The organism is Bradyrhizobium sp. WU425 (genome assembly GCF_021052305.1).
GTDB lineage: Bacteria > Pseudomonadota > Alphaproteobacteria > Rhizobiales > Xanthobacteraceae > Bradyrhizobium > Bradyrhizobium canariense_D.
In genome coordinates this window covers 7,427,815-7,451,686 of sequence record NZ_CP088089.1, presented here as the reverse complement: position 1 = coordinate 7,451,686, position 23,872 = coordinate 7,427,815, and the positions used below count along the sequence as shown (strand labels likewise).

Annotated in this window: 20 protein-coding genes; 10 read left to right on the top strand and 10 right to left on the bottom strand. The window is 64.8% G+C overall.

Annotation, left to right across the window (positions count from 1 at the left end; genetic code table 11):
• Positions 1-191 precede the first annotated feature (191 nt).
• The 4 genes from thrC (at position 192) to BcanWU425_RS35480 (ending at position 4,301) form a co-directional block, all read left to right on the top strand.
• Positions 192-1,610: a threonine synthase gene (gene thrC / locus BcanWU425_RS35495; protein WP_018459997.1), complete on the top strand. Its 1,419-nt coding sequence runs from the start codon at positions 192-194 to the stop codon at positions 1,608-1,610.
• Positions 1,607-2,896 (top strand): M16 family metallopeptidase, encoded by a 1,290-nt coding sequence (locus tag BcanWU425_RS35490; protein WP_007599446.1) that lies wholly within the window; start codon positions 1,607-1,609, stop codon positions 2,894-2,896. Before thrC ends, BcanWU425_RS35490 begins: the two co-directional genes overlap by 4 nt.
• A gap of 39 nt (positions 2,897-2,935) precedes the next feature.
• A complete protein-coding gene (locus BcanWU425_RS35485; protein ID WP_007599447.1) occupies positions 2,936-3,523 on the top strand; it encodes a GNAT family N-acetyltransferase in 588 nt (195 codons plus the stop codon).
• Between the two features lie 121 nt (positions 3,524-3,644).
• Positions 3,645-4,301, top strand: a complete 657-nt coding sequence (locus tag BcanWU425_RS35480; protein WP_018459996.1) for a hypothetical protein — start codon at positions 3,645-3,647, stop codon at positions 4,299-4,301.
• A 200-nt stretch (positions 4,302-4,501) separates the two neighbouring features.
• Here the strand turns inward: BcanWU425_RS35480 and BcanWU425_RS35475 are convergent, their stop codons facing one another.
• The 5 genes from BcanWU425_RS35475 to BcanWU425_RS35455 all read right to left on the bottom strand — a co-directional run bounded on the left by BcanWU425_RS35475 (position 4,502) and on the right by BcanWU425_RS35455 (position 7,139).
• Positions 4,502-4,987 (bottom strand): F0F1 ATP synthase subunit B family protein, encoded by a 486-nt coding sequence (locus BcanWU425_RS35475; RefSeq protein ID WP_018459995.1) that lies wholly within the window; start codon positions 4,985-4,987, stop codon positions 4,502-4,504.
• 5 nt (positions 4,988-4,992) lie between these two features.
• Complete coding sequence (locus BcanWU425_RS35470) at positions 4,993-5,556, bottom strand: F0F1 ATP synthase subunit B family protein (protein ID WP_018459994.1); 564 nt, start codon at positions 5,554-5,556, stop codon at positions 4,993-4,995.
• Between the two features lie 60 nt (positions 5,557-5,616).
• Positions 5,617-5,847 (bottom strand): F0F1 ATP synthase subunit C, encoded by a 231-nt coding sequence (locus BcanWU425_RS35465; RefSeq protein ID WP_007599451.1) that lies wholly within the window; start codon positions 5,845-5,847, stop codon positions 5,617-5,619.
• 53 nt (positions 5,848-5,900) lie between these two features.
• A complete protein-coding gene (locus BcanWU425_RS35460; RefSeq protein WP_204513206.1) occupies positions 5,901-6,650 on the bottom strand; it encodes a F0F1 ATP synthase subunit A in 750 nt (249 codons plus the stop codon).
• Between the two features lie 114 nt (positions 6,651-6,764).
• Positions 6,765-7,139 (bottom strand): AtpZ/AtpI family protein, encoded by a 375-nt coding sequence (locus tag BcanWU425_RS35455; RefSeq protein ID WP_018459992.1) that lies wholly within the window; start codon positions 7,137-7,139, stop codon positions 6,765-6,767.
• A 390-nt stretch (positions 7,140-7,529) separates the two neighbouring features.
• On the opposite strand from BcanWU425_RS35455, the gene BcanWU425_RS35450 reads away from it, so the two are divergent.
• The gene (locus BcanWU425_RS35450) at positions 7,530-8,060 is read left to right on the top strand and encodes a hypothetical protein (protein WP_026233920.1); all 531 of its coding nucleotides are present in this window, start codon (positions 7,530-7,532) and stop codon (positions 8,058-8,060) included.
• A gap of 133 nt (positions 8,061-8,193) precedes the next feature.
• A complete protein-coding gene (locus BcanWU425_RS35445; protein ID WP_026233919.1) occupies positions 8,194-8,667 on the top strand; it encodes a secondary thiamine-phosphate synthase enzyme YjbQ in 474 nt (157 codons plus the stop codon).
• A 61-nt stretch (positions 8,668-8,728) separates the two neighbouring features.
• Here the strand turns inward: BcanWU425_RS35445 and BcanWU425_RS35440 are convergent, their stop codons facing one another.
• Entirely contained in the window at positions 8,729-10,354 is a 1,626-nt protein-coding gene (locus BcanWU425_RS35440) for an MFS transporter (protein ID WP_018459988.1), read from the bottom strand.
• 343 nt (positions 10,355-10,697) lie between these two features.
• On the opposite strand from BcanWU425_RS35440, the gene BcanWU425_RS35435 reads away from it, so the two are divergent.
• Positions 10,698-11,369 (top strand): response regulator transcription factor, encoded by a 672-nt coding sequence (locus tag BcanWU425_RS35435; protein ID WP_204513207.1) that lies wholly within the window; start codon positions 10,698-10,700, stop codon positions 11,367-11,369.
• A 935-nt stretch (positions 11,370-12,304) separates the two neighbouring features.
• On the opposite strand, the gene BcanWU425_RS35430 is transcribed toward BcanWU425_RS35435, so the two are convergent.
• Positions 12,305-15,145 (bottom strand): ATP-binding protein, encoded by a 2,841-nt coding sequence (locus BcanWU425_RS35430; RefSeq protein ID WP_204513208.1) that lies wholly within the window; start codon positions 15,143-15,145, stop codon positions 12,305-12,307.
• Positions 15,146-15,342: 197 nt separating this feature from the next.
• Between BcanWU425_RS35430 and BcanWU425_RS35425 the strand changes: the two genes are divergently transcribed.
• The 3 genes from BcanWU425_RS35425 (at position 15,343) to BcanWU425_RS35415 (ending at position 17,453) form a co-directional block, all read left to right on the top strand.
• A complete protein-coding gene (locus BcanWU425_RS35425) occupies positions 15,343-15,762 on the top strand; it encodes an organic hydroperoxide resistance protein (RefSeq protein WP_204513209.1) in 420 nt (139 codons plus the stop codon).
• A gap of 36 nt (positions 15,763-15,798) precedes the next feature.
• The gene (locus BcanWU425_RS35420) at positions 15,799-16,830 is read left to right on the top strand and encodes an alpha/beta fold hydrolase (RefSeq protein WP_204513210.1); all 1,032 of its coding nucleotides are present in this window, start codon (positions 15,799-15,801) and stop codon (positions 16,828-16,830) included.
• Positions 16,831-16,949: 119 nt separating this feature from the next.
• On the top strand, positions 16,950-17,453 hold the full coding sequence (locus BcanWU425_RS35415; RefSeq protein WP_085348235.1) for a cytochrome P460 family protein: 504 nt from the start codon (positions 16,950-16,952) through the stop codon (positions 17,451-17,453).
• A gap of 10 nt (positions 17,454-17,463) precedes the next feature.
• Here the strand turns inward: BcanWU425_RS35415 and BcanWU425_RS35410 are convergent, their stop codons facing one another.
• The 3 genes from BcanWU425_RS35410 to BcanWU425_RS35400 form a co-directional block, all read right to left on the bottom strand.
• Positions 17,464-20,973 (bottom strand): PAS domain-containing hybrid sensor histidine kinase/response regulator, encoded by a 3,510-nt coding sequence (locus BcanWU425_RS35410; RefSeq protein ID WP_204513211.1) that lies wholly within the window; start codon positions 20,971-20,973, stop codon positions 17,464-17,466.
• Positions 20,974-21,371: 398 nt separating this feature from the next.
• A complete protein-coding gene (gene hemA, locus BcanWU425_RS35405) occupies positions 21,372-22,601 on the bottom strand; it encodes a 5-aminolevulinate synthase (RefSeq protein WP_085349285.1) in 1,230 nt (409 codons plus the stop codon).
• Between the two features lie 201 nt (positions 22,602-22,802).
• Positions 22,803-23,864, bottom strand: a complete 1,062-nt coding sequence (locus tag BcanWU425_RS35400) for an MBL fold metallo-hydrolase (protein ID WP_204513212.1) — start codon at positions 23,862-23,864, stop codon at positions 22,803-22,805.
• Positions 23,865-23,872: the final 8 nt, after the last annotated feature.

Here is a 23,872-nt window from a genome sequence, read left to right as displayed (position 1 = left end):
TGGCAGCGCTTTTCGTTGGCAGCGCTTTTCGTTGGCAGCCTTTTTCCTTGGACGGCCCCAGGCGCGAAGCGGTTTCCTGATGCCGCAAAACACTTTATGGTGGCCCAAAGCCTCTGGCTGTTAACAAGTAATTTCGTAAAATCAAAGGCTTGCGGACCGAGTCCAGGCTCGGCCGGCCTTTGGAGGGCAGTTTGACTCGTTATATCTCGACCCGGGGCGAGGCCCCCGAACTCGGCTTCTGCGACGTGATGCTGACCGGGCTCGCTCGCGACGGCGGCCTGTATGTGCCGGCCACCTGGCCGCAACTCTCGCCTGACGCCATCGCCGGCTTTTTCGGGCGTCCCTATTGGGAGGTCGCGGTCGAGGTGATCCGCCCTTTCGTCGCCGGCGAGATCTCGGACGCCGAGCTCGGCCGTATGGCGAACGAGGCCTACGCCACCTTCCGCCATCCGGCGGTGGTGCCGCTGCGCCAGATGGCGCCGCACCAGTTCGTGCTGGAGCTGTTCCACGGCCCGACGCTCGCCTTTAAGGACGTGGCGATGCAGCTGATCTCGCGGCTGATGGACCACGTGCTCGCCCAGCGCGGCCAGCGCACCACCATCGTGGTCGCGACCTCGGGCGACACCGGCGGTGCTGCGGTCGACGCGTTCGCAGGACTCGAAAATGTCGATCTCATCGTGCTGTTCCCGCATGGCCGCATCTCCGAGGTGCAGCGGCGAATGATGACGACGACGGGCGCGGCCAACGTCCATGCGCTTGCCGTCGAGGGCAATTTCGACGATTGCCAGGCCCTCGTGAAGGCGATGTTCAACAACCATCGCTTCCGCGATGCGACGTCGCTGTCCGGCGTCAATTCCATCAATTGGGCGCGCATCGTCGCCCAAGTGGTCTACTATTTCACCTCCGCCGTTGCCGCCGGTGCACCCGCGCGCGCGGTGGACTTCGTCGTGCCGACCGGCAATTTCGGCGACATCTTCGCCGGCTATGTCGCCAAGCGCATGGGTCTTCCGGTGCGGACCCTGGGCATCGCCGCCAACGTCAACGACATCCTGGCGCGCACGCTGAAGACCGGGATCTACGAGGTGCGCGAGGTCCACGCGACGGCTTCGCCGTCGATGGACATTCAGATCTCCTCGAATTTCGAGCGGCTGCTGTTCGAGGCTGGCGGGCGCGATGCCGCCGGCGTGCGCCGTCTGATGGATTCACTGAAGCAATCGGGACGCTTCGTGCTGCCCGATGCGACGCTGGCCGCGATCCGCGAGGGGTTCGACGCAGGCCGGGCCGACGAGACCGAGACCGCGGCCGCGATCCGCGCCGCCTGGCGCGAGGCCGGCGAGCTGGTCGATCCCCACACCGCGGTCGCGCTTGCGGTCGCCGACCGCGACACCACGGACAGGACGGTTCCCAGCATCGTGCTGTCCACCGCCCATCCGGCCAAATTCCCCGATGCGGTCGAAGCGGCCTGCGGCCAGCGGCCGCAACTGCCGGCCTGGCTCGATGGTCTGATGACCAAATCCGAACACATGAAGGTGATGAAGAACGACCAGACCGAGGTCGAGCGGTTCGTGCTGTCGGTCAGCCGCGCCGCGAAACAGGGAGTTGCCGGATGAGCGTCGAGATTTCCAAGCTTGCGTCCGGCCTCACTGTCGTCACCGACAAGATGCCTCATCTCGAGACCGCGGCGCTCGGCGTCTGGGCCGGCGTCGGCGGGCGCGACGAGAAGCCCAACGAGCACGGCATCTCGCATCTTCTGGAACATATGGCATTCAAGGGCACGACGAAGCGCTCCTCGCGCGAGATCGTCGAGGAGATCGAGGCGGTCGGCGGCGACCTCAATGCCGGCACCTCGACCGAGACCACGTCCTATTATGCGCGGGTGCTGAAGGCCGACGTGCCGCTCGCACTCGACGTGCTCGCCGACATCCTGGCCAATCCCGCCTTCGAGCCCGACGAACTCGAGCGCGAGAAGAACGTCATCGTGCAGGAGATCGGCGCGGCGCAGGACACGCCTGACGACGTCGTGTTCGAGCATCTCAACGAGCTCTGCTATCCCGACCAGCCGATGGGCCGCTCGCTGCTCGGCACTGCGAAGACCTTGCGTGCCTTCAGCCGCGACTCGCTGCGCGACTATCTGTCGACGCACTACCGCGGCCCCGACATGGTGGTGGCGGCCGCCGGCGCGGTCGATCACAAGCAGGTGGTCGCCGAGGTCGAGCAGCGCTTTGCCAGTTTTGAGGGGACAGCGGGTCCCAAGCCGCAACCCGCACAATTCGGCAAGGGCGGCACCAAGGTGGTGCATCGCGAGCTCGAGCAGGCGCATCTGACCTTGGCGCTGGAGGGCGTGCCGCAGACCGATCTGTCGCTGTTCTCGCTCCAGGTCTTTACCAACATCCTCGGCGGCGGGATGTCGTCGCGGCTGTTCCAGGAGGTGCGCGAGAAGCGCGGCCTCTGTTACTCAATCTACTCGTTCCATGCCCCCTATACCGACACCGGCTTCTTCGGCCTCTACACCGGCACCGATCCGGCCGATGCGCCCGAGATGATGGAGGTCGTGGTCGACATCATGAATGATTCGGTCGAGACCCTGACCGAGGTCGAGATCGCGCGGGCCAAGGCGCAAATGAAGGCGGGGCTGCTGATGGCGCTGGAGAGCTGCTCGTCCCGCGCCGAGCAGCTTGCTCGGCATGTGCTGGCCTATGGCCGGCCCCAGACCGCCGAGGAGCTGGTGGCCCGAATCGACGCCGTCAGCGTCGAATCGACCCGGGATGCGGCGCGTGCGCTGCTTTCGCGCAGCCGCCCTGCGGTTGTCGCATTGGGCAGTGGCAGGGGTCTGGACACGGCGGTGTCTTTTGCGGAAGGATTGACCCGGGCACGCGCCAAGGCGCGGCTGCATTAGGAGCCGCGCACGGGTTGATCCGCCCCGGGAAGCATCACCATGGCCCTCTTTCGCCTGCCATCCAGTGGACCCGCCGCTCTCGCGCCGCGCGGCAACGGCCTGTTGCTACGCGCGCCGCAGATGTCGGACTTCCTGCAATGGGCCCATCTGCGCGAGTCCAGCCGCGATTACCTGACCCCCTGGGAGCCGATCTGGCCGTCGGATGATCTCACCCGCTCCGGTTTCCGCCGTCGCCTGCGCCGCTATTCCGAGGACATCGCCGCGGACCGGTCCTATCCCTTTCTGATCTTCCGGGAGCTCGACGGCGCCATGGTCGGCGGCATCACGCTCGCCAATGTCCGCCGCGGCATCGTCCAGGCCGGCACCATCGGCTATTGGGTCGGCAAGCCCCACGCCCAGCGCGGCTACATGACGGCCGCGCTGCGGGTGCTGCTGCCGACGCTGTTCGGCGAGCTCAATCTGCACCGGGTCGAGGCCGCCTGCATCCCGACCAATGCGCCCTCGATCCGGGTGCTGGAGAAGTGCGGTTTCTCCCGCGAGGGACTGGCGCGCCGCTATCTCTGCATCAACGGGGTCTGGCAGGACCATTTGCTGTTCGGCCTGCTGCACGAGGATTTCCGCGGCTGAGCCCGTTGATTGATGCGGCCAAAGTCTCCTTGTTTGCTGCCTTGGGTTCGCCGGTTTTGACGATATAACGGCGCAACCCGGCCGGTGATCGGCCGGGATGTCGTCAGGAGTATGGGTGTTGATGGTGCAGGAGCTTCGGTCATCGCGGAATGCGTTGCGGCGGGGGGCGGCGGTCGCGCTGGCGTTGTCAGTTGCGCTCGTCTCCATCTCGCCGGTCGCGGCGCAGTCGCTGACCGATCGATTCAAGGGCCTGTTCGGCGGCAAGTCGGACGAGCCGGCCCAACCCAAGCCGGCGCCTGCGCCGGGCCAGCCGGCGGCTGATGACGATCTTGATTGCCCGCAGGTCACGGTGCGTGCCGGAGCCTCCACCTACGCGGTCGGTGCCACCGGGAAGCCGGCCGTCGGCAACGAGATCCGCTTCCAGGCCACCATCACCAAGATGGCGCGCGAATGCGCCCGCAATGGCGGCGATATCACGGCCCGGATCGGCATCCAGGGCCGCGTCATTGCCGGACCCGCCGGCGCGCCTGCGAGCGTCGAGGTGCCGCTGCGCGTCGCCGTGGTGCAGGGCGGCGTCGGCGAGAAGGTGATCGCTTCCAAGGCCTACCGGACCACGGTCGGAATGTCGGAGGGCGGCAGCGTGCCGTTCACCTTCGTGGCCGAGGATCTGGTCTACCCGATGCCTTCGGCCAAGGACGCCGATAGCTACATCTTCTATGTCGGCTTCGATCCGCAGGCGCTATCACCCGAGCCGAAGGCGCGGGCGAAGAAGAAGTAACCACGTCAAGATGGTCGTCATGCCCCGCGAAGGCGGGGCATCCAGTACGCCGCGGCTTCTCGATCTATCAGGGCTGTCTCTGGAATACTGGATCGCCCGCCTTCGCGGGCGATGACATCAGATTTGCCGATGCAGTGCCCGACAAACAAAAAAGCCGGCGCTGATCGCGCCGGCTTTTTGATAGGTGAAGGCGATATCCCTCAGTTCAGCTTCTGCCTGACTTCGGTGATGCCCTTGGCGAGCAGATCGTCGGCGACCTGGCCCCTGACCGACTTCGACAGGATCGTGGAGGCGGCCTGGACGGCGGCTTCGGCCGCTGCGGCGCGAACATCGGCCACCGCCTGAGCCTCGGCGAGCGCGATCTTGCCCTCCGCGGTCTTGGTGCGGCGAGCGACGAAATCTTCCACCTTGGCCTTGGCCTCGGTTGCGATGCGCTCGGCTTCGCTCTTCGCGTTGGCGATGATGTCGGCGGCCTCGCGTTCGGCCGAGGCGGTGCGCGCCTTGTAGTCGGCGAGCACCTTGGCGGCTTCCTGCTTGAGGCGCGTCGCGTCGTCGAGCTCGGCCTTGATGCGATCGGCGCGATGGTCGAGCGCAGTCATGGCCTTCTTGAAGACCCCGAGATAGCCGAACACGACCATCAGGATCACGAAGGCGATGGCGACCCAGGTTTCAGGATCGAAGAACATATCGATTAACCCTTCAAGGACGCATCAACGGCGGCATTGACCAATGCGGCGTCCGGAACCACGCCCGTGAGCTGCTGCACGATGGTGCCTGCCGCATCGGCCGCGATGCCGCGGACGTTGCTCATGGCGGTCGCACGGGTCGAGGCGATGGTCTTCTCTGCCTCGGCGAGCTTGGCCGCCAGCTGCTCTTCCAAGGCCTTGCGCTCGGCGTCCGCCTGCGCATTCGCCTTGTCGCGGGATTCGTTGCCGATGGCCTGCGCGCGCGAGCGTGCCGAAGCAAGCTCGTTTTCATAGGCCTTCAGCGCCGCTTCGGACTGGTCCTTCAGCTTCTGCGCTTCGGCGAGGTCGCCCTCGATCTTGTTCTGACGCGCCTCGATCGCACCGCCGACGCGCGGCAGAGCGAGCTTGGACACGATCACGTAAAGCGCGACGAAGAAGATCGCGAGCGACACCAGCTGTGAAGCATAAGTGCCGCTCTCGAACGGCGGAAAACCGCCACCGTGACCGCCTTCGGACCCGGTGTGGGCGCCCGCCGCCGGACTTTTCGCCCCGCCATGACTTTCAGCCATGGAGTACTCCTGTTGCAGTCATGCGCGTCGCCTCGGTTGAAGCGGCGCGAAAAATCGTTCTCAGAGCGGAACGAACAGCAGCAGCAGCGCGATCAGCAGCGAGAAAATGCCGAGCGCTTCGGTCACGGCGAAGCCGAAGATCAGATTGCCGAACTGGCCCTGAGCGGCCGAGGGGTTGCGAACGGCCGCGGCGAGGTAGTTGCCGAAGATCACGCCGACGCCGACGCCCGCGCCGCCCATGCCGATGCATGCGATGCCCGCGCCGATAAGTTTTGCTGCTGCCGGATCCATTTTAGACTCCTTGGAAGAAAGATTGGGTTTTGGGTGGAAATTCCCCGGACCGCTCAGTGTCCCGGATGAATGGCGTCGTTGAGGTAGATGCAGGTCAGGATCGCAAACACATAGGCTTGCAGGAACGCGACCAGAATCTCGAGAGCGTACAGCGCGACCGTGAGCGCCAGCGGCAGCACGCCGCCGATCCAGCCAAGGGCGCCGAGCGAGAAGCCGAGCATGGCGACGAAGCCCGCGAACACCTTCAGCGCGATGTGGCCGGCCAGCATGTTGGCGAACAGACGGACGCTGTGGGAAACCGGCCGCAGGAAGAACGACAGGATCTCGATGAACATCACCAGCGGCAGGATGTAGCCGGGGACCCCGTGGGGCACGAAGATCGAGAAGAATTTAAGGCCGTTCTTGGCAATGCCGTAGATCAGGACCGTGAAGAAGACCAGCAGCGCGAGCGCCGCGGTGACGATCAGATGGCTCGAGATCGTGAAGGTGTAGGGGATAATGCCGACCAGGTTCGAAACGCAGATGAACATGAACAGCGAGAAGATCAGCGGGAAGAACTTCATGCCTTCCGCGCCGGCGGTCGAGCGGATGGTGGAGGCGACGAACTCGTAGGAGATCTCGGCGACCGACTGCAGCCGGCCGGGAACCAGCTGCGTGCCGCTGGCGAGCATCAGGATCGAGATGATCGCGACCGCCACCAGCATGTAGAGCGACGAGTTGGTGAAGGCGATCGTGTGGTTGCCGATATGGCCCAGGGTGAAGAGAGGCTCGATGTTGAACTGGTGGATCGGATCGATTTTCATCAGCGCGGCATCTCTTGGTCTGCCGGGCGATGCCGGCGGGTCTCGGTCTGCCGGTCGGGCCCGGCCCGTACCGGCACGAGCCGGCACGATCATTCCTCTCCTGGTGTGGACCGCCTAAGAACCACCGCGCCTGTTTTGACCCGCGCCTGCCGTTCTCACCACATTCACCACGCCGGCGACGAAGCCCAGCAGCAGGAACACGATGAATCCGAAAGGCGACGTCGACAGCAAGCGGTCGAAACCCCAGCCAATCCCCGCTCCGACAACGACCCCGGCGACCAACTCGGAGGATAACCGAAAACCAAGCGCCATCGCCGAGGCTCTGGCCGCTCTGTCCTCACCGTCACCTGCGGGTTGCTCGGTCTTGACGTGGCGGCCGCGAAATTCGGACAACCGCTGATCAAGATTTCCGAGCCGTTCGGAAAGCGCAGCTTCCTCGGGCGATCTATCGCGATCTCCATTCTCGCCGTGTCCCGTGCCCTGTGTCATGCAACGAAGACCCGAAACGCCGCGGTTGAATGGAAATTACGCCCGCCACCCTCAAAAGCCGCGCGGACCATACTGATGGCCCATAATCAAGTCAAGCCAAGTCACGATTGTGTCCATTCCTGTTATGTATTTGATTTATCTTACAATATCGGCGCGGGCGGCAGCGCTGCACACAGCGTGACGCCGCACCGCAGCAGGTCTCCGCTGGATCGGCGGATGCCGTCGCCATTTCGCCCGGCTGCCGGGATCAAAGGGGGCGCCGTGATCGTTCATGTCAAAGGCGCGTTTTGGGCGGCGGATCGCCTTGCCGGGGTGTAGAATTGCGAGACGTGCCACCTTTATGAGCGCCATCTTTGGACGTGCTACCTGCGCGTCGTGGCGGAGAACGCGATGAGAGCAGCGAATTCATCCACAGCATCATGGCTGGCGGCGGCGGCGTTCGCCGCGGTGTTGACCATCAGCGGCGGCTGCCTCGTCGCGCAATCCGCGCCCGACAGCGAAAACGGCCGCTACAGCATGACGCCCATCCCCGAGGGGGTGCTGCGGCTCGACAGCCGCACCGGCACGGTGTCGACCTGCACCCGCAGCGGCGCCGGCTGGGCCTGCTACGCGGTGCCCGATGAACGTACCGCGCTCGACGCCGAGATCGGCAGGCTCCAGGCCGAAGTCGAGACGCTGAAGGGACGGCTTGCGGCGGGGCCGACCGTGTCAGGCAAGATCGACGAGGCGCTGCCGAAAACGGATCCGCTCAAGAAGGCGGAGCCGCAAGCACCAAAGGCCGCCGAGGGCGAGCGCAGGATCGAGATCCCGCTGCCGAGCGACCAGGACGTCGATCGCGTGATGTCATTCCTGGAAAGGGCCTGGCGCCGGCTGATCGACATGGCCAACCGCGTGCAGAAGGACGTGTCGGGGAAGATTTAGCACGTGGCGAGATGCGGTAGGGTGGGCAAGGCCGCGACGCGCCGTGCCCACCATTTTTGTTTTCGTTGCGTGAGTCGGTGGGCACGCTTCGCTTTGCCCACCTATGGCAGCTTTCCGAATTGAGAGAGTGATGATGACATCAGCCAAATCCATCACGCGCTCGGCGCCATCGTCGGTGCAAGCCACCACCATCGCATCGTCGCTGCTGACCGTGCAGACGCCCGGCCGCGGCTTCACCGATCTCACCGCTGAAGCTGCGAAGTTCGTGGCGGAGGCAGGCGCGCGAGACGGCGCGTTGACGCTGTTCGTTCGTCACACCTCCGCATCGCTGACGATCCAGGAGAACGCCGACCCTTCCGTGCTCGTGGATCTCACCACGGCTCTGTCCCGGCTCGCGCCCGAGAACGCCGGCTGGACGCATGATGCCGAGGGACCGGACGACATGCCGGCGCACGTCAAGACAATGCTGACCCAGACTTCGCTTCATGTGCCGGTCCTGAGCGGCAAGCTCGCGCTTGGCACCTGGCAGGCGATCTATCTGATCGAGCATCGCGCCCGCCCGCACCGGCGCGAGGTGGTGCTGCAATTCCTCGGTAGCAATCAGTAGGCCAAAACAAAACCGGCCGCGGAGACCGCGGCCGGTTGGTGTTGATCTCGATCTGCGTCGATCAGGTCGACTTGATATCGACGTCCTTGGTCTCCGGCAGGAAGAACAAGCCGATCACGACGGTAATCGACGCGAAGATGACCGGATACCAGAGGCCCGCATAGATATCGCCCGTCGAGGCCACGATCGCGAAGGCGGTCGCCGGCAGCAGGCCGCCGAACCAGCCGTTACCGATGTGGTAGGGCAGCGACATCGAGGTGTAGCGGATGCGGGTCGGGAACAGTTCGACCAGCATCGCGGCAATCGGGCCGTACACCATGGTGACGAAGAGCACCAGGACGAACAGCAATCCGACGACCGCGGCCACCTGCGGACGGAAGATGTCGAACGGATGCGCCATCTTCACGATGCCCGCATCTCCGGCCTTCGGATAGCCGGCTCCCTGCACGGCGGCGAGCACTGCCGGATTGCCGTCCTTGGCGTTGGCGTAGGGAACTTCCTTGCCGTTGACCATCACCTTCACGCCGGAGCCTGCCGCACCTGGCGTGGTCGAGTACTTGACCGACGACTGCGACAGGTAGGCACGTGCCGTGTCGCAAGGCGAGGTGAAGACGCGGGTGCCGACCGGATTGAACAAGTCGCCGCAACCTGCGGGATCTGCCACCACGTCGACCTTGACCGACTCGATCGCCTTTTCCAGCGCCGGGTTGGCATTGGTGGTGATCATCTTGAAGATCGGGAAGAAGGTCAGCGCCGCGATCAGGCAGCCGCCGAGGATGATCGGCTTGCGGCCGATCTTGTCGGAGAGCACGCCGAACACGATGAAGAAGCCGGTCCCGAGCAGGAGCGACCAGGCGATCAGCAGGTTGGCGGTGTAGCCGTCGACCTTGAGGATCGATTGCAGGAAGAACAGCGCGTAGAATTGGCCAGTGTACCAGACCACGCCTTGGCCCATCACGCCGCCAAACAGCGCCAGCAGCACGAGCTTGCCGTTCTGCCAGTTGCCGAAGGCTTCCGTCAGCGGGGCCTTCGAGCTCTTCCCCTCGTCCTTCATCTTCTGGAAGATCGGGGATTCGTTGAGGCGAAGCCGGATCCAGACCGAAACGCCGAGCAGCAGCACGGAGACCAGGAACGGAATGCGCCAGCCCCATGCCGCGAAGTCGGGTTCGCCGAGCGCGGAGCGCGTGAACAGGATCACCAGCAGCGACAGGAACAGGCCGAGCGTCGCCGTGGTCTGGATGAAGGAGGTGTAGTAACCGCGCTTGCCGTTCGGAGCATGCTCCGCGACGTAGGTGGCCGCACCGCCATATTCACCGCCGAGCGCGAGGCCCTGGGCGAGACGCAGCGCGATCAGGATGATCGGGGCCGCGATGCCGATGGTGGCAGCGTTGGGCAGCAGGCCGACGATGAAAGTCGACAGACCCATGATCAGGATGGTGACGAGGAAGGTGTATTTGCGGCCGACGATGTCGCCGACACGGCCGAACACGATCGCGCCGAACGGGCGCACCAGGAAGCCGGCCGCGAAGGCCAGCAGCGCGAAGATGTCGCGGGTTGCCGGCGGATAGGCCGAGAAGAACTGCGCGCCGATGATGCCGGCCAGCGAACCGTAGAGATAGAAATCGTACCACTCGAAGACGGTACCGAGCGAGGAGGCGAGAATGACGAACCGTTCGTCCTTCGTCATCCCTCCCGCGCCTGCTTGAGACACAGCCATTGTCGACATGTTGAGTCGCTCCCCGAAAAATCGTTTCCTCGCGCCCTGGATGTCCGGTCATGCCGGATCAACCCAAGCCTTGCCCCCAAGGTAACATTGGCGTGAAACCCGCCCCAATACGACTTTCGGCCTTTCACACTGACGCTCGCCTGACACTGCGAGCCTTCCATCCGGCAACATAGTGCCGGCCTGTGGATTAACCCCGTTGCCGCAAAGGGATAATGTCCACTTGCATGCCACGGCTGGTCGGGAAAGAATTGACCAGGGCCCCGCGCCGGCTTACTGGCCCGGTGCGATTGCCAGCAAGAGAACGATGAACGCTCCCTCGACCCATCTCGTCATTGCCGATGACCACCCATTGTTCCGCGACGCGTTGCGGCAGGCGGTGACGGGCGTCCTGAGCTCGGCCAGGATCGACGAGGCTGGATCGTTCGAGGATCTGACCAAGCTTTTGGAACAGACCTCCGACGTCGACCTGATCCTGCTCGATCTGTCGATGCCCGGAATCTCCGGCTTTTCCGGCCTGATCTATCTGCGCGCGCAATATCCGGCCATTCCGGTGGTGATCGTCTCCGCGTCCGACGACAGCGCCACCATCCGGCGCTCGCTCGACTTCGGCGCCTCCGGTTTCATCCCGAAGCGCTTCGGCGTCGACACCTTGCGCGACGCCATCCTCAAGGTAATGGAGGGCGACGTCTGGGTTCCCGCCGACACTGATCTGTCGGCAGTCGCCGACCCCGACATGACGCGCCTGCGCGACCGGCTGGTGACGCTGACGCCGCAGCAGGTCCGGGTTCTGATGATGCTGTCGGAGGGATTGCTCAACAAGCAGATCGCCTATGAGCTCGGCGTCTCCGAGGCCACCATCAAGGCGCATGTCTCGGCGATCCTGCAAAAGCTCGGCGTCGAAAGTCGAACCCAAGCCGTGATCGCCGCCGCGAAAATCGCCGGCGGCCAATGGAAGCAGGGTACCCCGACGGGGTGAGCCTGTAGCGAGCGCCTCTCGCAGCCTGTAGCCCGGATCAGCGAAGCGACATCCGGGACCGCTAGTGCGGCTAGCTAGCGAAAACCCCGGATATCGCTTCGCTCATCCGGGCTACCTGTGTCGCCCCCGTCAATCCGCCGCCGCAAAAATATTCTACTTTACCGAAATTCGGAAATGGCGTATGTGTCGCCCATCCCGGCTCATCCTTGAGGGGCGATCTTGTGGTCGTCATGTTCGCGAGCCGGGCTTGCGGTGGACGCGGCAGCGTTCGGGTGCGAGAGGCTAAGGGCAGGGCGGATTGCTCTCCGTGAGCCCAAGGCTGCGTTCCGACGAGCGGCGCTGCTAGGCTTCGTCTCGTCTGTAAGTTTTCGGCTCCGTCGACAGGGCTGGGAAAACTGCGGCGAAATGGCGAGCCGTGCGTACGGCAAAACCGTGTGGTCCTGGCCGTCGTTGCTACGGTCAAGCCCTGGCGAATGCGGCATCTGCGTCAACCGGCGCGGTGCCGGTGACTTTCGCTGGGACGAGGGAGGCCAGAACGAACTCGGCTCCCGGGAGAGCACGGCATAAGCCGTCCAACCATCGCGCAGGGAAGGCCGAGTGATTGGCTACACCTGTATGCTGCTGTGCGGTTTCCTTGCGCTACATTTTCGCGCAGCGGACCGCGGGTGCCAGCCGGCACCCGGTCTTCCCTGCGCCCTCTTGGCTTTGAGGGTGGAATGACCAGGCAAAGCTCGGGCGAAACGCGCCGCGAGGACGCGAAGGCATGTCTGCAAGTTGAACCTGAATTGGAGGATGGCGATGCTGCCCTTTGCTCCGTCATTGCGAGCGTAGCGAAGCGTTCCAGCGTCTTACCGCGGAGAGATTCTGGATTGCTTCGCTGCGCTCGCAATGACGCTTTGAGAGAGTGCGCGCCTCACTCCGCACCAGAGTCCGCGTCACAATGTTTGCAACAACTTCTCGGCAGCCTTGATATCCGCTGTTTCCGAGCCCTGGGCGAAGCCTTCATACGCCAATTGAAGCCACCGCTTCGCTTCCTCGCGCCGGCCCCGTTCGGCAAGGAAACCGGCGAGATCGATCGCGGCCCGCAGCTCCCAGGCCTTGGCACCTTTGCGACGACTCAATGCCAGTGATTGCACGAAATGGGCTTCCGCTTGATCGGCCTCGGGCTGGGCTCTGGCCAAGAGAACCCTGCCCTTCATGCGCAGCAGCTCGGGCATGTACAGATGATCGCCGCTTTGCTCGACGAGGCGGATCGCGTCGTCGAGCAGGCGCGCGCTCCGCTCGATCTGCCCAAGCGTCATCAAGCCCTGAACAAGCGCGATGTTGAACGTCGTGGTGAGCAACTCGTAACCGGCATCGTGGAGCTCACGCAGACACGTCCCGATCGTCTCGACGCCTTCGGCGGCATTGCCGCGCCGGATCGCCAGCTCGCCTTTGACGCCGCGGCCGACCGCAAGATAGGGCCCCATGGAGCGCGATTCGGCATGGGCGATGAAGCGGTCGATGTTCTCTTCCGCGGCATCGAGGTCTCCGCTCCAGAGATCGATCGAGACCGCCCAGATCAACGCAATGCAGAGCGTGATCGGATGGTCCATCTGGGCGGCCTCGACGACCGTCTGCCGGGCCAGTTGCATCGCATCCGCGGGGCGGCCCTGCAACCAAAACTCGCGCGCGAGCGAGATGCCGGCCCGGTTGCGGTGATCGAAGCCATAGACGGTGCTGATCCGTTCCGTGCCCGGCCCATGCCAGGCGGTCTCCAGCATCGTCAACGCGTCGCGATGCTCGCCGGCAAGATGCAAGGAGACACCGAGGAGCGAATGGGCGAGGGCGAGGGAGGCGGCATCGCCGAGTGTCCCGGCGACCGTGAGGCTTTGCTGCGCATAGCCGAGCGCGGCGTCGAACTGTCCCATCCGCTCGTGGAAGATATGCATGCGCCCGAGCAGCTGGAGCTGGTTCGGCGCGTCGCCGCGCGCCTCGGCGATCGCAAGGCTTCGGCTCAACGCGGCACGCGCCGCTTCGCTGCCGCCGCGCGTGAACATCAAGGTCAGTCCGAGCGCGGCCTGGATGTGCATTTCCTCGGCGCCGCCGCGCGAGGAAGGATCGAGCGCAAGCAGCGCCCGTTCAGACCAGCGCCGGCACTCGACCAGCAACGACATCGCGAGAAAGATTGGCGCTGCAGCTGCGGCCAGTGCAATGCCGATGCTGGCATCGCCGTCCGTGCCAAAACACCAGTCCAGCGCCGCGCGCACGTTGTGAAGCGCGGAGAAGTGGATCGCGCGCTCGTCGGCGCTCGGCACCGTGGCCCATGTCGTGCCGGCCTGCTCCAGCCATTGCCGGTAATAGGTCGCGTGGCGGGCGGCGAGCGCCGCGTCATCAGGTTCGATCTCGAGCAGATAGGCGCGCGTCGTGTCGAGCAGACGGTAACGCATCATGGCGCCAATCGGCCGCGCCGCGACCATCGACTTGGCCACCAGGCCGTCGATGGCATCGAACAGGCGGGAGCGGTCGACGCGTTCGTCCGGCACGATCTCGAGTGCGGCGTCGATAGTGAAGTGACCGGCGAAAACCGCGAGCCTGCGCAGCACGAGACGTTCGATATCGGACAAGAGCCCGTAGCTCCATGCCAGCGTCGCCTGCAACGTCTTCTGTCGCGGCGGCGCCGTGCGCTGGCCCTGCCAGAGCAGATTGAGGCGCTCGTCGAGCAGTGCCGCGGTCTGCTCCAGGCCGTAGGCTTCGACCCGGCCGGCGGCGAGTTCGATTGCCAGCGCCATGCCGTCCAGCTTGCGGCAGATCCCGGCGACGATCGCTGCATTGGCATCGTCGAGCGCGATCTGCGCGCCACCGGCCGTGGCACGTTCGAGGAAGAGTTGAAGTGCAGGATAAGTCTGCGCCGCGGCCGGCGTCAGACCGGGATGGTCGGGCGGAACGGCAAGCGGCGCCAGCCGATACACCTGCTCGCCCTCGACCCGCAGGGCTTCGCGGCTCGTCGCCAGAATGTAGATATTCGGTGCGGCGTGGAAGATCTCGGCGGCCAGCGGGGCCGCGGCTGCGATGACGTGTTCGCAATTGTCGAGGATCAGCAGCATCCGCTTGTCCCGGAGATGCGCGAGCAGCGCAGGCAGGGGATCGTCGGTTTGCGCCGGCAAGCCCAGCATCAGCAGGATCGAGGTGATCACGAGATCGGGATCGCTCAGCGCGGCAAGATCGACGAAATGTGCGGCGTCGGAGAATGTCGCGAGCAGATCGTGAGCGATGGCAACGGCAACGGCGGTCTTGCCGACACCGCCCGGGCCGACGATCGTGACGAAGCGCGAGCGGATCAGCCTGTCGGAGACGGCGGCGACCGCATCGTCGCGCCCGACCATTCGTTGCAGCCGGTTCGGCAGTTTGACGGGCGGCAATTCCGTTCGCGCTACGGTGCGCCGATCTGCCGCGATAGCCGCCTGCGAGATCGGCGCCACGAAGCAATAGCCGCGGCCGGAGAGCGTGGTGATGTAGCGGGCACCGTCCCTGCCGTCGCCAAGGGCCTTGCGAAGTGCCGCGACGTGAAAGCGCAGATTGGCGTCCTCGACTGTCATGCCGGGCCACACCAGCGCCATCAGATCATACTTGCTGACGACCTGGTTCGGCCGCGACATCAGCGCGAGCAGCGTGTCGAAGGCCTTTGCACCGAGCGGCAGCGCGACGCCGTCGCGCATGATGAGTCTTTCGTGCGGCGTCACAGTGAATGGCCCAAACGAGAGGGTTCCCGTTGCGGTGCCGGCCGGCTCGGTCATGGCGGAATCCTGATCTTTTGGAACGGACCGGATAGCCAGATGATCGCAATCCGGCAAGGCCGTCCCACGCCGCGATCGGACCGCGGATGCAGGTCCTGTGAGGCGCGCGAACCGAGACCTCACAACTTCTCACAAGTCCCAACGGGTGTGTCGCGGCAGCCGCTGCTAGTGAGTTGCGCGATGGCAAGGAGACATTCATGACCCAAGCGGCAAAATTGCTCTACACGGCCCGGACCCGCACCAGTGGCGGGCGGCAGGACGGGATATCGCGCAGTTCCGACGGCCGTCTGGATGTCAAGCTGTCGCCGCCGGGCGGCAACGGCATCGGTACCAATCCCGAGCAATTGTTCGCGGCCGGCTGGTCGGCCTGCTTCGAAGGCGCGATGGAAATCGCGGCCCGCAAGCGGAAGATCGAGCTCCCCAGGAAATGTGCGATCGATGCGGAGATCGACCTCGTGCTCGACGAGGGCGCCTATTCGCTCAGGGCACGCCTCGATGTCAGCCTGCCCGGCCTCGATCGCGAGATCGCGCGCGGCCTCGTCGATGAGGCGCATCAGACCTGTCCCTATTCCAAGGCCGTCCACGGCAACATCGACGTCACGGTCGCACTGATCTGACGCACCACCTCCAACTATCAGAAAGGTAGCAGCATCATGAAACAGATCATCGATCAGCACCGCCGCCAGTTTTTCGGCATCGCCGCGGGAACTGTCGCCGCCGGCCTCGGCGTGATCGGCCTCGCCCGCGCCGAATCGCAAGCGACGCGCTCTTCCGCAACGAATGCGTCGTTCGGCGCGATCAAGCAGATCGATGCCGGCGTCCTCAACGTCGGCTACGCGGAGGCCGGTCCTGCGAACGGCCCCGTCGCGATCCTGCTGCACGGCTGGCCCTACGACATTCACGCCTTCGTCGACGTCGCGCCAATCCTGGCAAAGGCCGGCTATCGCGTCATCATTCCCTATCTCCGTGGTTACGGCTCGACCCACTTCCTCTCCGCCGAGACGCCGCGCAACGGCGAGCCCGCGGCAATGGCAGCCGATATCATCGCGCTGATGGACAAGCTCGACATCAAGAAAGCGGTGGTCGCCGGTTTTGATTGGGGCGCGCGCACCGCCGACATCATCGCCGCGCTCTGGCCGGAGCGCTGCCGCGCGCTGGTCTCGGTCAGCGGCTATCTGATCTCCAGCCAGGCCGCGGGCAACGCGCCGCTGCCGCCGTCGGCCGAGCTGCAATGGTGGTACCAGTTTTATTTCGCGACCGAGCGCGGCCGCGCCGGATACGAGAAGTACACGCATGATTTCGCAAAACTGATCTGGAAGCTCGCTTCGCCGCAGTGGAAGTTCGACGACGCCACTTTCGAGCGCAGCGCGGCGGCGCTGGACAACAAGGATCACGTCGCGATCACCATCCACAATTACCGCTGGCGGCTCGGACTCGCCCAGGGCGAGGCGAAGTACGAGGAGCTCGAAAAGAAGCTTGCCGCAGCTCCCGTCATCAGCGTCCCGGCGATCACGATGGAAGGCGATGCCAACGGCGCGCCACATCCCGATCCAAGCGCCTATGCCAAGAAATTCTCGGGCCGGTACGACTATCGCCTGATCACCGGGGGCATCGGCCACAATCTGCCGCAGGAAGCACCGCAAGCCTTTGCCAAGGCCGTCATCGACGCCGACGGCGGCGCCTGAGGATTTTGGCAGCGCCTCGGTCCGGCAAGGCCGGACCGAGGCCTGACATGCGAACGCAGTTCAATGAAGCGTCAGCGAAAATGAAATCCGAAAAGTCAAAAGTTCCGTCTTCTACGACGATGATCGTGCTTGCCGTGCTCCTCCTCGTCGTTGTCCTGACCTGCGTGCCCTATCTGGTCACGATCGCTTTCGCGCAGGGCCCGGCGGATGCCTCGCCCATCTTCGGCGTCACTGTGCCGGAGGGCTACAAGCAGTGGGAGCTGATCGCGCCGGCCGAGGAGGCGGCTCCCCTGGACGAGCTGCGTGCCGTCGTCGGCAACAGGACCGCGATCGATGCTTATCAAGACAACAAGCTTCCGTTCCCGGACGGCACAATTCTGGTCAAGCGGGCCTGGAAGCGGAAACAGTCGCCCGAATTTGCGTCCGCGACGATTCCCGGTGAAGCCACCACCGTCCAGGTGATGGTCAAGGATTCCAAAAAATATGCCTCGACCGGCGGCTGGGGATTTGGTCGCTTCATCAACGGCAAGCCGGTCGACGAGGCCCAGCATCGCACCTGCTTCGCGTGCCACGAAGCTCGTGTGAAGAGTCGCGACTACGTGTTTACGAGGCTTGCGCCCTGAGTGCGGAGTTTCACTCCGCAGCCACCATCTGCTGCGTGCGCCACTGGCCGAGCAGGGCGCGCAGCGAAGCCGGCTTGACCGGCTTGTTGAGCACCGCAACCTTTTCGTCGCGCGCAGCCATTTGCACGGCGGGGCTGCGGTCGGCGGTGATCAGGATCGCGGGGATGCCGTCACCGAAGCGGCGGCGGATGTCGCGGATCGCGGCGATGCCGTTGCCGCGGTCGAGATGGTAATCGACCAGCAGGCCGGTCACGCGGCGGCCCGCAGTCTCGATTGCGGCGATCGCGGCCTCGGGATCGGCGACCGCGATCACCTCGGCGTCCCACGCCTTCAGCAGCGTGCGCATGCCGTCGAGGATCGCGGCGTCGTTCTCGATGCAGACGATCAGGGTACCCGAGATCGAGGTCCGTGCGAGCGGCGTCGCACTGGTCACGGCCGCGGTGTGAGTGATCGCCTTCGCCGTCGGCACCGTCACGGAAAACACCGAGCCGCCGCCGACATTGGAATCGATGGCGATGTCGTGCTTGAGCACGCGCGCCAGCCGCTCGACGATCGACAGGCCCAGGCCGAGGCCGCGGGCAATTCGCGCGCCCTGCTCCAGGCGGTGGAATTCCTTGAAGATCTCGCCGCGCTTGACCGTCGGGATACCGACGCCGGTGTCGTAGACGCAGATCTTCAGCGTGGCGCCGCGGCGGCGGCAGCCGACCAGCACGCGCCCGCGTGGAGTATATTTGATCGCGTTGGAGATCAGGTTCTGGAGCAGCCGCCGCAGCAAGAGACGATCCGACTCGACGGGCAGCGAACACGGCACGAACACGAGCGCCAGATTCTTCGCGCGTGCGATCGGCGCGAACTCGATCTCCAGCGAGCGCATCAGATCGGCCATCTTGAAGCTCGAGATCGAGGTCGTCATCGCGCCGGCGTCGAGCCTGGAGATGTCGAGCAGCGCGCCGAGAATTTCCTCGATCGCCTGGAGCGATTCGTCGATGTTCTCGACCAGCCGTGTCTCCTCGCCGCTGTGCTGACGCTCGACCAGGCTCGTGACATAGAGCCGCGCCGCGTTCAGCGGCTGGAGAATGTCGTGGCTTGCGGCGGCGAGAAAGCGGGTCTTGGAGATGCTGGCGTCTTCGGCCGCGCTCTTGGCCAGCGCCAGCTCGGAATTCAGCCGGGTCAGCTCCTCGGTGCGGTCGCGCACCCGCTTTTCCAGCGTCGCATTGGCCCTCTCCAGCGCTTCGGCCGCCTCGAACGTGGGCGTGACGTCGGTGAAGGTAATGACGAAGCCGCCGCCGGGCATGCGGTTGGTCAAGATCTCGATCACCATGTGGCGGTCGGGCAGGCGCTCGAGATAAGGCTCGCCGTCGGTGGTGTAAGCCACCAGCCGGCGCTCCAGCATGGCCTCGCGCTCGATCGGATCGGCCGGCTCGCTCACGCCCATGAATTCCAGGATTTCACGCAATGGCGTGCCGAACTGGATGAAATGCGGAGGAACGTTGAGGAGATCGCCGAACTGCCGGTTGGAGCAGATCAGTTGCAGATCGGCATCGAACACCGCGATGCCCTGGCGCACATGGTTAAGCGCGGTCTGGAGGATCTCGCGGTTGAAATGCAGCGCCGCATGGGAATCGTCGAGCAGTTTTAGCGCAGCCTTGGCGGAGACCGTCCGTTTGCGCAGCAGCAGCGACATTACGAGACGCGAGGAGGCTGCGCCGATCGAGGAGGCGATCAGGTGCTCGGCGTGCTGCAGCAGCTCGAAATCGGCGGGCGCCCCGGACTCCAGCCGCACATTGCGCCGCGCGGATAAGGCGTCGAACGAATGCCGCGCGCGGTCAGGCCCGAGATATTGCGCTACCGTGGTCTGGATGTCCTGCACCGTGACCGTGGTGCGCCAGCGGCGGAAATTCGGGGAAATCGGCGCGAGCGTGTTGGGGACGAACAGATCGGCCTGGACCAGCTCGATCGAAGACGGCCGGCGCGCCAGCGACAGCAGCACGTAGGTGAGGATGTTGAGCGACAGCGACCAGACCACGCCGTGCATCAGCGGCGGCAAATCGGCGCCGAACAACGCCTGCGGCCGCAGCGCCTCGATCCCGAACGGGCCGTGCTGGAGCAGCAGGATGCCCGCCGTCGAGGTATCCATGAAGCTCGGGATGAAGAGCGTGTAGAGCCACACTGCGAAGCCGACCAGCATGCCGCCGATCGCGCCGCGCGCGGTCGCGCGCCGCCACAGCAGTCCGCCGAAGAAGCTTGGTGCAAGCTGGGCGATGGCGGCAAAAGACAGCAGGCCGATCGCCGCGAGCTGGGTGTTGCCGAGCGCGCGGTAGTAGAAATAGGCCATCACCATGATGGCGAAGATCGCGAGCCGGCGCGAACGCAACAGGAAGTCGCTGAAATCGGCGCCGCCGGTGCGCCCCTCCGGCCGTCGTTGCAGCACCAGGGGCACCACGAGGTCGTTCGAAACCATGATGGAGAGCGCGACGCATTCGACGATCACCATCGCGGTCGCCGCCGACAGCCCGCCGACGAAGACGGCGACGCTGAGCAGATCCGCGCCGCCCTCCATCGGCAGCGCCAGCACGTACATGTCAGGATCGGCGGCGCCGAACGGGAAGCTGACGAGGCCGGCGAGTGCGATCGGGATCACGAACAGATTGATGGCGACGAGATAGAGCGGAAACAGCCAGCGCGCGCGACCGACCTCGGCGTCCGAGGAATTCTCCACCACGCTGACGTGGAACTGGCGCGGCAGCAGCATGATCGCGCACAGCGACAGCAGCGTCATGGTCAGGAAGTTGCCGATCGACGGCGAATAGTTGATGACGCGCACCGCCTCCGGTGTCTTCATCGCGCGCTCGATCAGTTCGTGCGGCGAGAACATCCAGAACGTGACGAAGATGCCCGCAGCGAGGAAGGCGACGAGCTTGATGATGGATTCGGTTGCGACCGCCAGCATCAGGCCGTGCTGGTGCTCGGTGGCGTCCGTCTGCCGCGTGCCGAACAGCACCGCGAAGGCCGCCATCGCCAGCGTCACGATCAGCGCCACGTCGCCGATGATCGGGATGTGGGAGAAGGCCTGGTCTTCGCTCAGGATGGTTTCGAGCGAGGAGGCGACCGCCTTGAGCTGGAGCGCGATGTAGGGCACCGAGCCGATGATGGCGATCAGCGCGACGGTTGCCGCCACCGCCTGGCTCTTGCCGTAGCGCGCGCCGATGAAGTCCGCGATCGAGGTGATGTTGTGGGCCTTCGCGAGCTGGATCACGCGGCGCAGCACGCCGGCTCCGAGTCCGATCATCAGGATCGGGCCGACATAGATCGCGAGGAAGTCGGTGGAGGTGCGGGTGGCGAAGCCGACCGAGCCGAAGAAGGTCCAGGAGGTGCAGTAGATCGCCAGCGACAGCGGATAGATCAGCCCCGAGGCGCGGCCTCGCCCGGCCGGCGAGCGGCGGTCGCCATGGCTCGCCACCAGGAACAGAAAGCCGATATAGCCGAAGGCGGCGGCGATCACGCCCCAATCGTGCAGCATGGCGAGCGTGCTTCTCCCGGGGCGCGCGCTGGCCGCGCCCAATCTCATTTTCCCTGTAAATCTAGCGCGTTGGACGGGTGGAGGCGACAGCGAAATGCCGTGCCACGGCGGGAACCGGAGTTGTCGTTAAGCGGTGCGCAGTCTTAAAGCTGCGCTGCTTCTGGCTTACCGAGAGAGTCCCCGCGTGGTACCCCCCTCCCTGACCCGCCCCCACAAGGAGGGAGGGAACGGAGAGACCGTCCGCGTTGCAGGAAATTCGAGACCGACCGCTACGCTGTGGGGCTCCCCCGACGTAAGGGAGGCGCAACTCTCTCGCTCCCTTTCCCCCTGTGGGGGAGGGTGGGGAGGGGGAAGCTCCGGGACGGTGAAACTTAGATCGAAAGAGAAGGCGAAGAAGCCTATTCCGCCGCCAGCGACTTCTCGCGGAGCGGCAGACCCAGGCGGTCCCACACCTGCAGCAGGGCTTCGGCGAGTTGATCGATCAGGCCGTCGTCGTGATAGGGCGAGGGCGTGATGCGCAGGCGTTCGGAGCCCTTGGCGACCGTCGGATAGTTGATCGGCTGGATGTAGATGCCGTGCCGTTCGAGCAAGAGGTCGGAAGCCTGCTTGCATTTCTCGGCATCGCCGATGAACAGCGGGACGATGTGGGTGTCGCTCGACATCACCGGCAGGCCGGCGGCGTTGAGGATCGCCTTGACCCGGGCGGCGCGGTCCTGGTGACGCTCGCGCTCCCAGCTTGACGTCTTCAGATGCTTGATCGCGGCGGTCGCGGCCGAGCAGATCGCCGGCGGCAGCGCGGTGGTGAAGATGAAGCCGGGCGCATAGGAGCGCACGGCGTCGATGATCTGACCGTTGGCGGCGATGTAGCCGCCGAGGCAGCCGAACGCCTTGGCAAGCGTGCCTTCGAGAATGTCGATGCGATGCATCACGCCGTCGCGCTCGGCGATGCCGCCGCCGCGCGGGCCGTACATGCCGACGGCGTGGACCTCGTCGACATAGGTCATCGCGCCGTACTTCTCGGCGAGGTCGCAGATCTTGGCGAGCGGGGCGATGTCGCCGTCCATCGAATAAAGACTCTCGCAGGCGATCAGCTTGGGCCGGCTCGGGCCCGCAGCCTTCAACAGCGCTTCGAGATCGGCGAGGTCGTTGTGGCGGAACACGACCCGCTCGCAGCCGGACTGGCGGATGCCCTCGATCATCGAATTGTGGTTGAGCTCGTCGGACAGGATCAGGCAGTTCGGAATGAGCTTTGCGATGGTCGCAATGCCGGTCTGGTTCGAGACGTAGCCGGACGTGAAGAGCAGCGAGGCTTCCTTGCCGTGGAGATCGGCGAGCTCGGCCTCGAGCTGCACCAGCGGATGATGCGTGCCGGCGATGTTGCGGGTGCCGCCGGCGCCGGTGCCGACGCGGGTCGCGGTCTCGACCATCGCGCCCACCACCTTCGGGTGCTGGCCCATGCCGAGATAATCGTTGGAGCACCAGATCACGACGTCGCGCTTGCCCTTGGGCGAGTGCCAGAGCGCATGCGGGAACCGGCCGGCAATGCGCTCGAGATCGGCGAACACGCGGTAGCGCCGCTCGGTGTGGAGACGATCAAGGGCGGAATTGAAAAACTGGGCGTAATCCATCGTCAAACCTGCAGCGGAACCGACCAAAGATCCGCATATCCTTAGAGCTTTTCCAGCTCCAATGTCTATGCGCTATCCCACATTTGGACCTGCGGGGCATTTGGGCAAAATGCCCTATCGTGCGATTTGAAACTTGATCCGGATCAAGTTCGCGCGAGATGCAATGTTGCTCTGCACCATCCGCTGAATTGAAGTCAGCGCTCAGGTCGTCCTGAACTGCAACACGCCGTCCTGCGTCTCGGCCGTCAGCCGGCCCTCGACGATCATGTAATTGACGTGGGCGACCAGTTCGCCGGCAGCGAAACCCATCTGATGTTCGTCCAGAACGTGCTTGTTAAACACCACGGGCACCAGGGCGCGCGAGGTCTGCGGCACCTCGCGGCAGGCTTCCGCGATCAGGCGGCAGCGCTCCTCATGGTGATCGGCGAGCTGCTTGATGCGGGTCTTGAGCCCGTAGAACGGCACGCCGTGGCCAGGCAGCACCAGCACGTCATAGGGGAGAGTCGTGGTGAGGCGGGCGAGCGAGGCCAGATATTCGCCGAGCGAGTTCTGGTCGGGTTCGACCGCCCACACGCTGACGTTCGGCGAGATCTTGCTCAGCACCTGGTCGGCCGAGAGGAACAGCTTGTCGTCGGCGCAGTACAGCATCACCTGGTCGAGCGCGTGACCGCCGCCGGTGATCACCTTGAAGCGGCGCGTGCCGATCACGACGTCCTCGCCATGCGAGATGCGGCGGTAGGACGGCGGCAGCACCGAGACGCGCTTGAGATAGTCCTGGCCGCGGCCGAGCAGTTTTTCGGTGAGCGACTCGTCCATGCCATGGCGGCGGAAGAACAGCCGCTGCGCTTCCTGCCGCTCCTCGGTGCCGCGGTTCTGGTGATAGACCGATTGCAGATATTCGACCTGCGACATCACGAGCGGGCAGTTGAACCGCTCGACGATCCACCCGGCCAGACCGACATGATCGGGATGGGAATGGGTCACGATCAGGCGCGTGATGTTGACGCCCTTCAGCGGCCCGTCGAACAGCTTCGTCCAGGCTTCGATCGTCTCCTCATTGCCGAAGCCGGCATCGATCATGGCATAGCCGTCACCATCGGCGAGCAGGTAGATGTTCACATGGTTGAGGCGGAACGGCAGCTTCAGCCGCGCCCACAACACGCCTGGCTTCACCTCGACGACCTGTTCGGGGCCGGGATGCTGTTCCCAGGGATAGCGCAGGGCGTCGGCGGAGGACTGCACGGTGTCGGTCTTTGCGTTCATCCTACCGG

Excerpts from the sequence above, each read along its gene's own strand:
- BcanWU425_RS35490 (WP_007599446.1), top strand. The coding sequence starts at position 1,607 with ATGAGCGTCGAGATTTCCAAGCTTGCGTCCGGCCTCACTGTCGTCACC.
- BcanWU425_RS35485 (WP_007599447.1), top strand. The coding sequence starts at position 2,936 with ATGGCCCTCTTTCGCCTGCCATCCAGTGGACCCGCCGCTCTCGCGCCG.
- BcanWU425_RS35480 (WP_018459996.1), top strand. The coding sequence starts at position 3,645 with ATGGTGCAGGAGCTTCGGTCATCGCGGAATGCGTTGCGGCGGGGGGCG.
- BcanWU425_RS35475 (WP_018459995.1), bottom strand. The coding sequence starts at position 4,987 with ATGTTCTTCGATCCTGAAACCTGGGTCGCCATCGCCTTCGTGATCCTG.
- BcanWU425_RS35470 (WP_018459994.1), bottom strand. The coding sequence starts at position 5,556 with ATGGCTGAAAGTCATGGCGGGGCGAAAAGTCCGGCGGCGGGCGCCCAC.
- BcanWU425_RS35465 (WP_007599451.1), bottom strand. The coding sequence starts at position 5,847 with ATGGATCCGGCAGCAGCAAAACTTATCGGCGCGGGCATCGCATGCATC.
- BcanWU425_RS35460 (WP_204513206.1), bottom strand. The coding sequence starts at position 6,650 with ATGAAAATCGATCCGATCCACCAGTTCAACATCGAGCCTCTCTTCACC.
- BcanWU425_RS35455 (WP_018459992.1), bottom strand. The coding sequence starts at position 7,139 with ATGACACAGGGCACGGGACACGGCGAGAATGGAGATCGCGATAGATCG.
- BcanWU425_RS35450 (WP_026233920.1), top strand. The coding sequence starts at position 7,530 with ATGAGAGCAGCGAATTCATCCACAGCATCATGGCTGGCGGCGGCGGCG.
- BcanWU425_RS35445 (WP_026233919.1), top strand. The coding sequence starts at position 8,194 with ATGACATCAGCCAAATCCATCACGCGCTCGGCGCCATCGTCGGTGCAA.
- BcanWU425_RS35440 (WP_018459988.1), bottom strand. The coding sequence starts at position 10,354 with ATGACGAAGGACGAACGGTTCGTCATTCTCGCCTCCTCGCTCGGTACC.
- BcanWU425_RS35435 (WP_204513207.1), top strand. The coding sequence starts at position 10,698 with ATGAACGCTCCCTCGACCCATCTCGTCATTGCCGATGACCACCCATTG.
- BcanWU425_RS35430 (WP_204513208.1), bottom strand. The coding sequence starts at position 15,145 with ATGACCGAGCCGGCCGGCACCGCAACGGGAACCCTCTCGTTTGGGCCA.
- BcanWU425_RS35425 (WP_204513209.1), top strand. The coding sequence starts at position 15,343 with ATGACCCAAGCGGCAAAATTGCTCTACACGGCCCGGACCCGCACCAGT.
- BcanWU425_RS35420 (WP_204513210.1), top strand. The coding sequence starts at position 15,799 with ATGAAACAGATCATCGATCAGCACCGCCGCCAGTTTTTCGGCATCGCC.
- BcanWU425_RS35415 (WP_085348235.1), top strand. The coding sequence starts at position 16,950 with ATGATCGTGCTTGCCGTGCTCCTCCTCGTCGTTGTCCTGACCTGCGTG.
- BcanWU425_RS35410 (WP_204513211.1), bottom strand. The coding sequence starts at position 20,973 with ATGCTGCACGATTGGGGCGTGATCGCCGCCGCCTTCGGCTATATCGGC.
- hemA (WP_085349285.1), bottom strand. The coding sequence starts at position 22,601 with ATGGATTACGCCCAGTTTTTCAATTCCGCCCTTGATCGTCTCCACACC.
- BcanWU425_RS35400 (WP_204513212.1), bottom strand. The coding sequence starts at position 23,864 with ATGAACGCAAAGACCGACACCGTGCAGTCCTCCGCCGACGCCCTGCGC.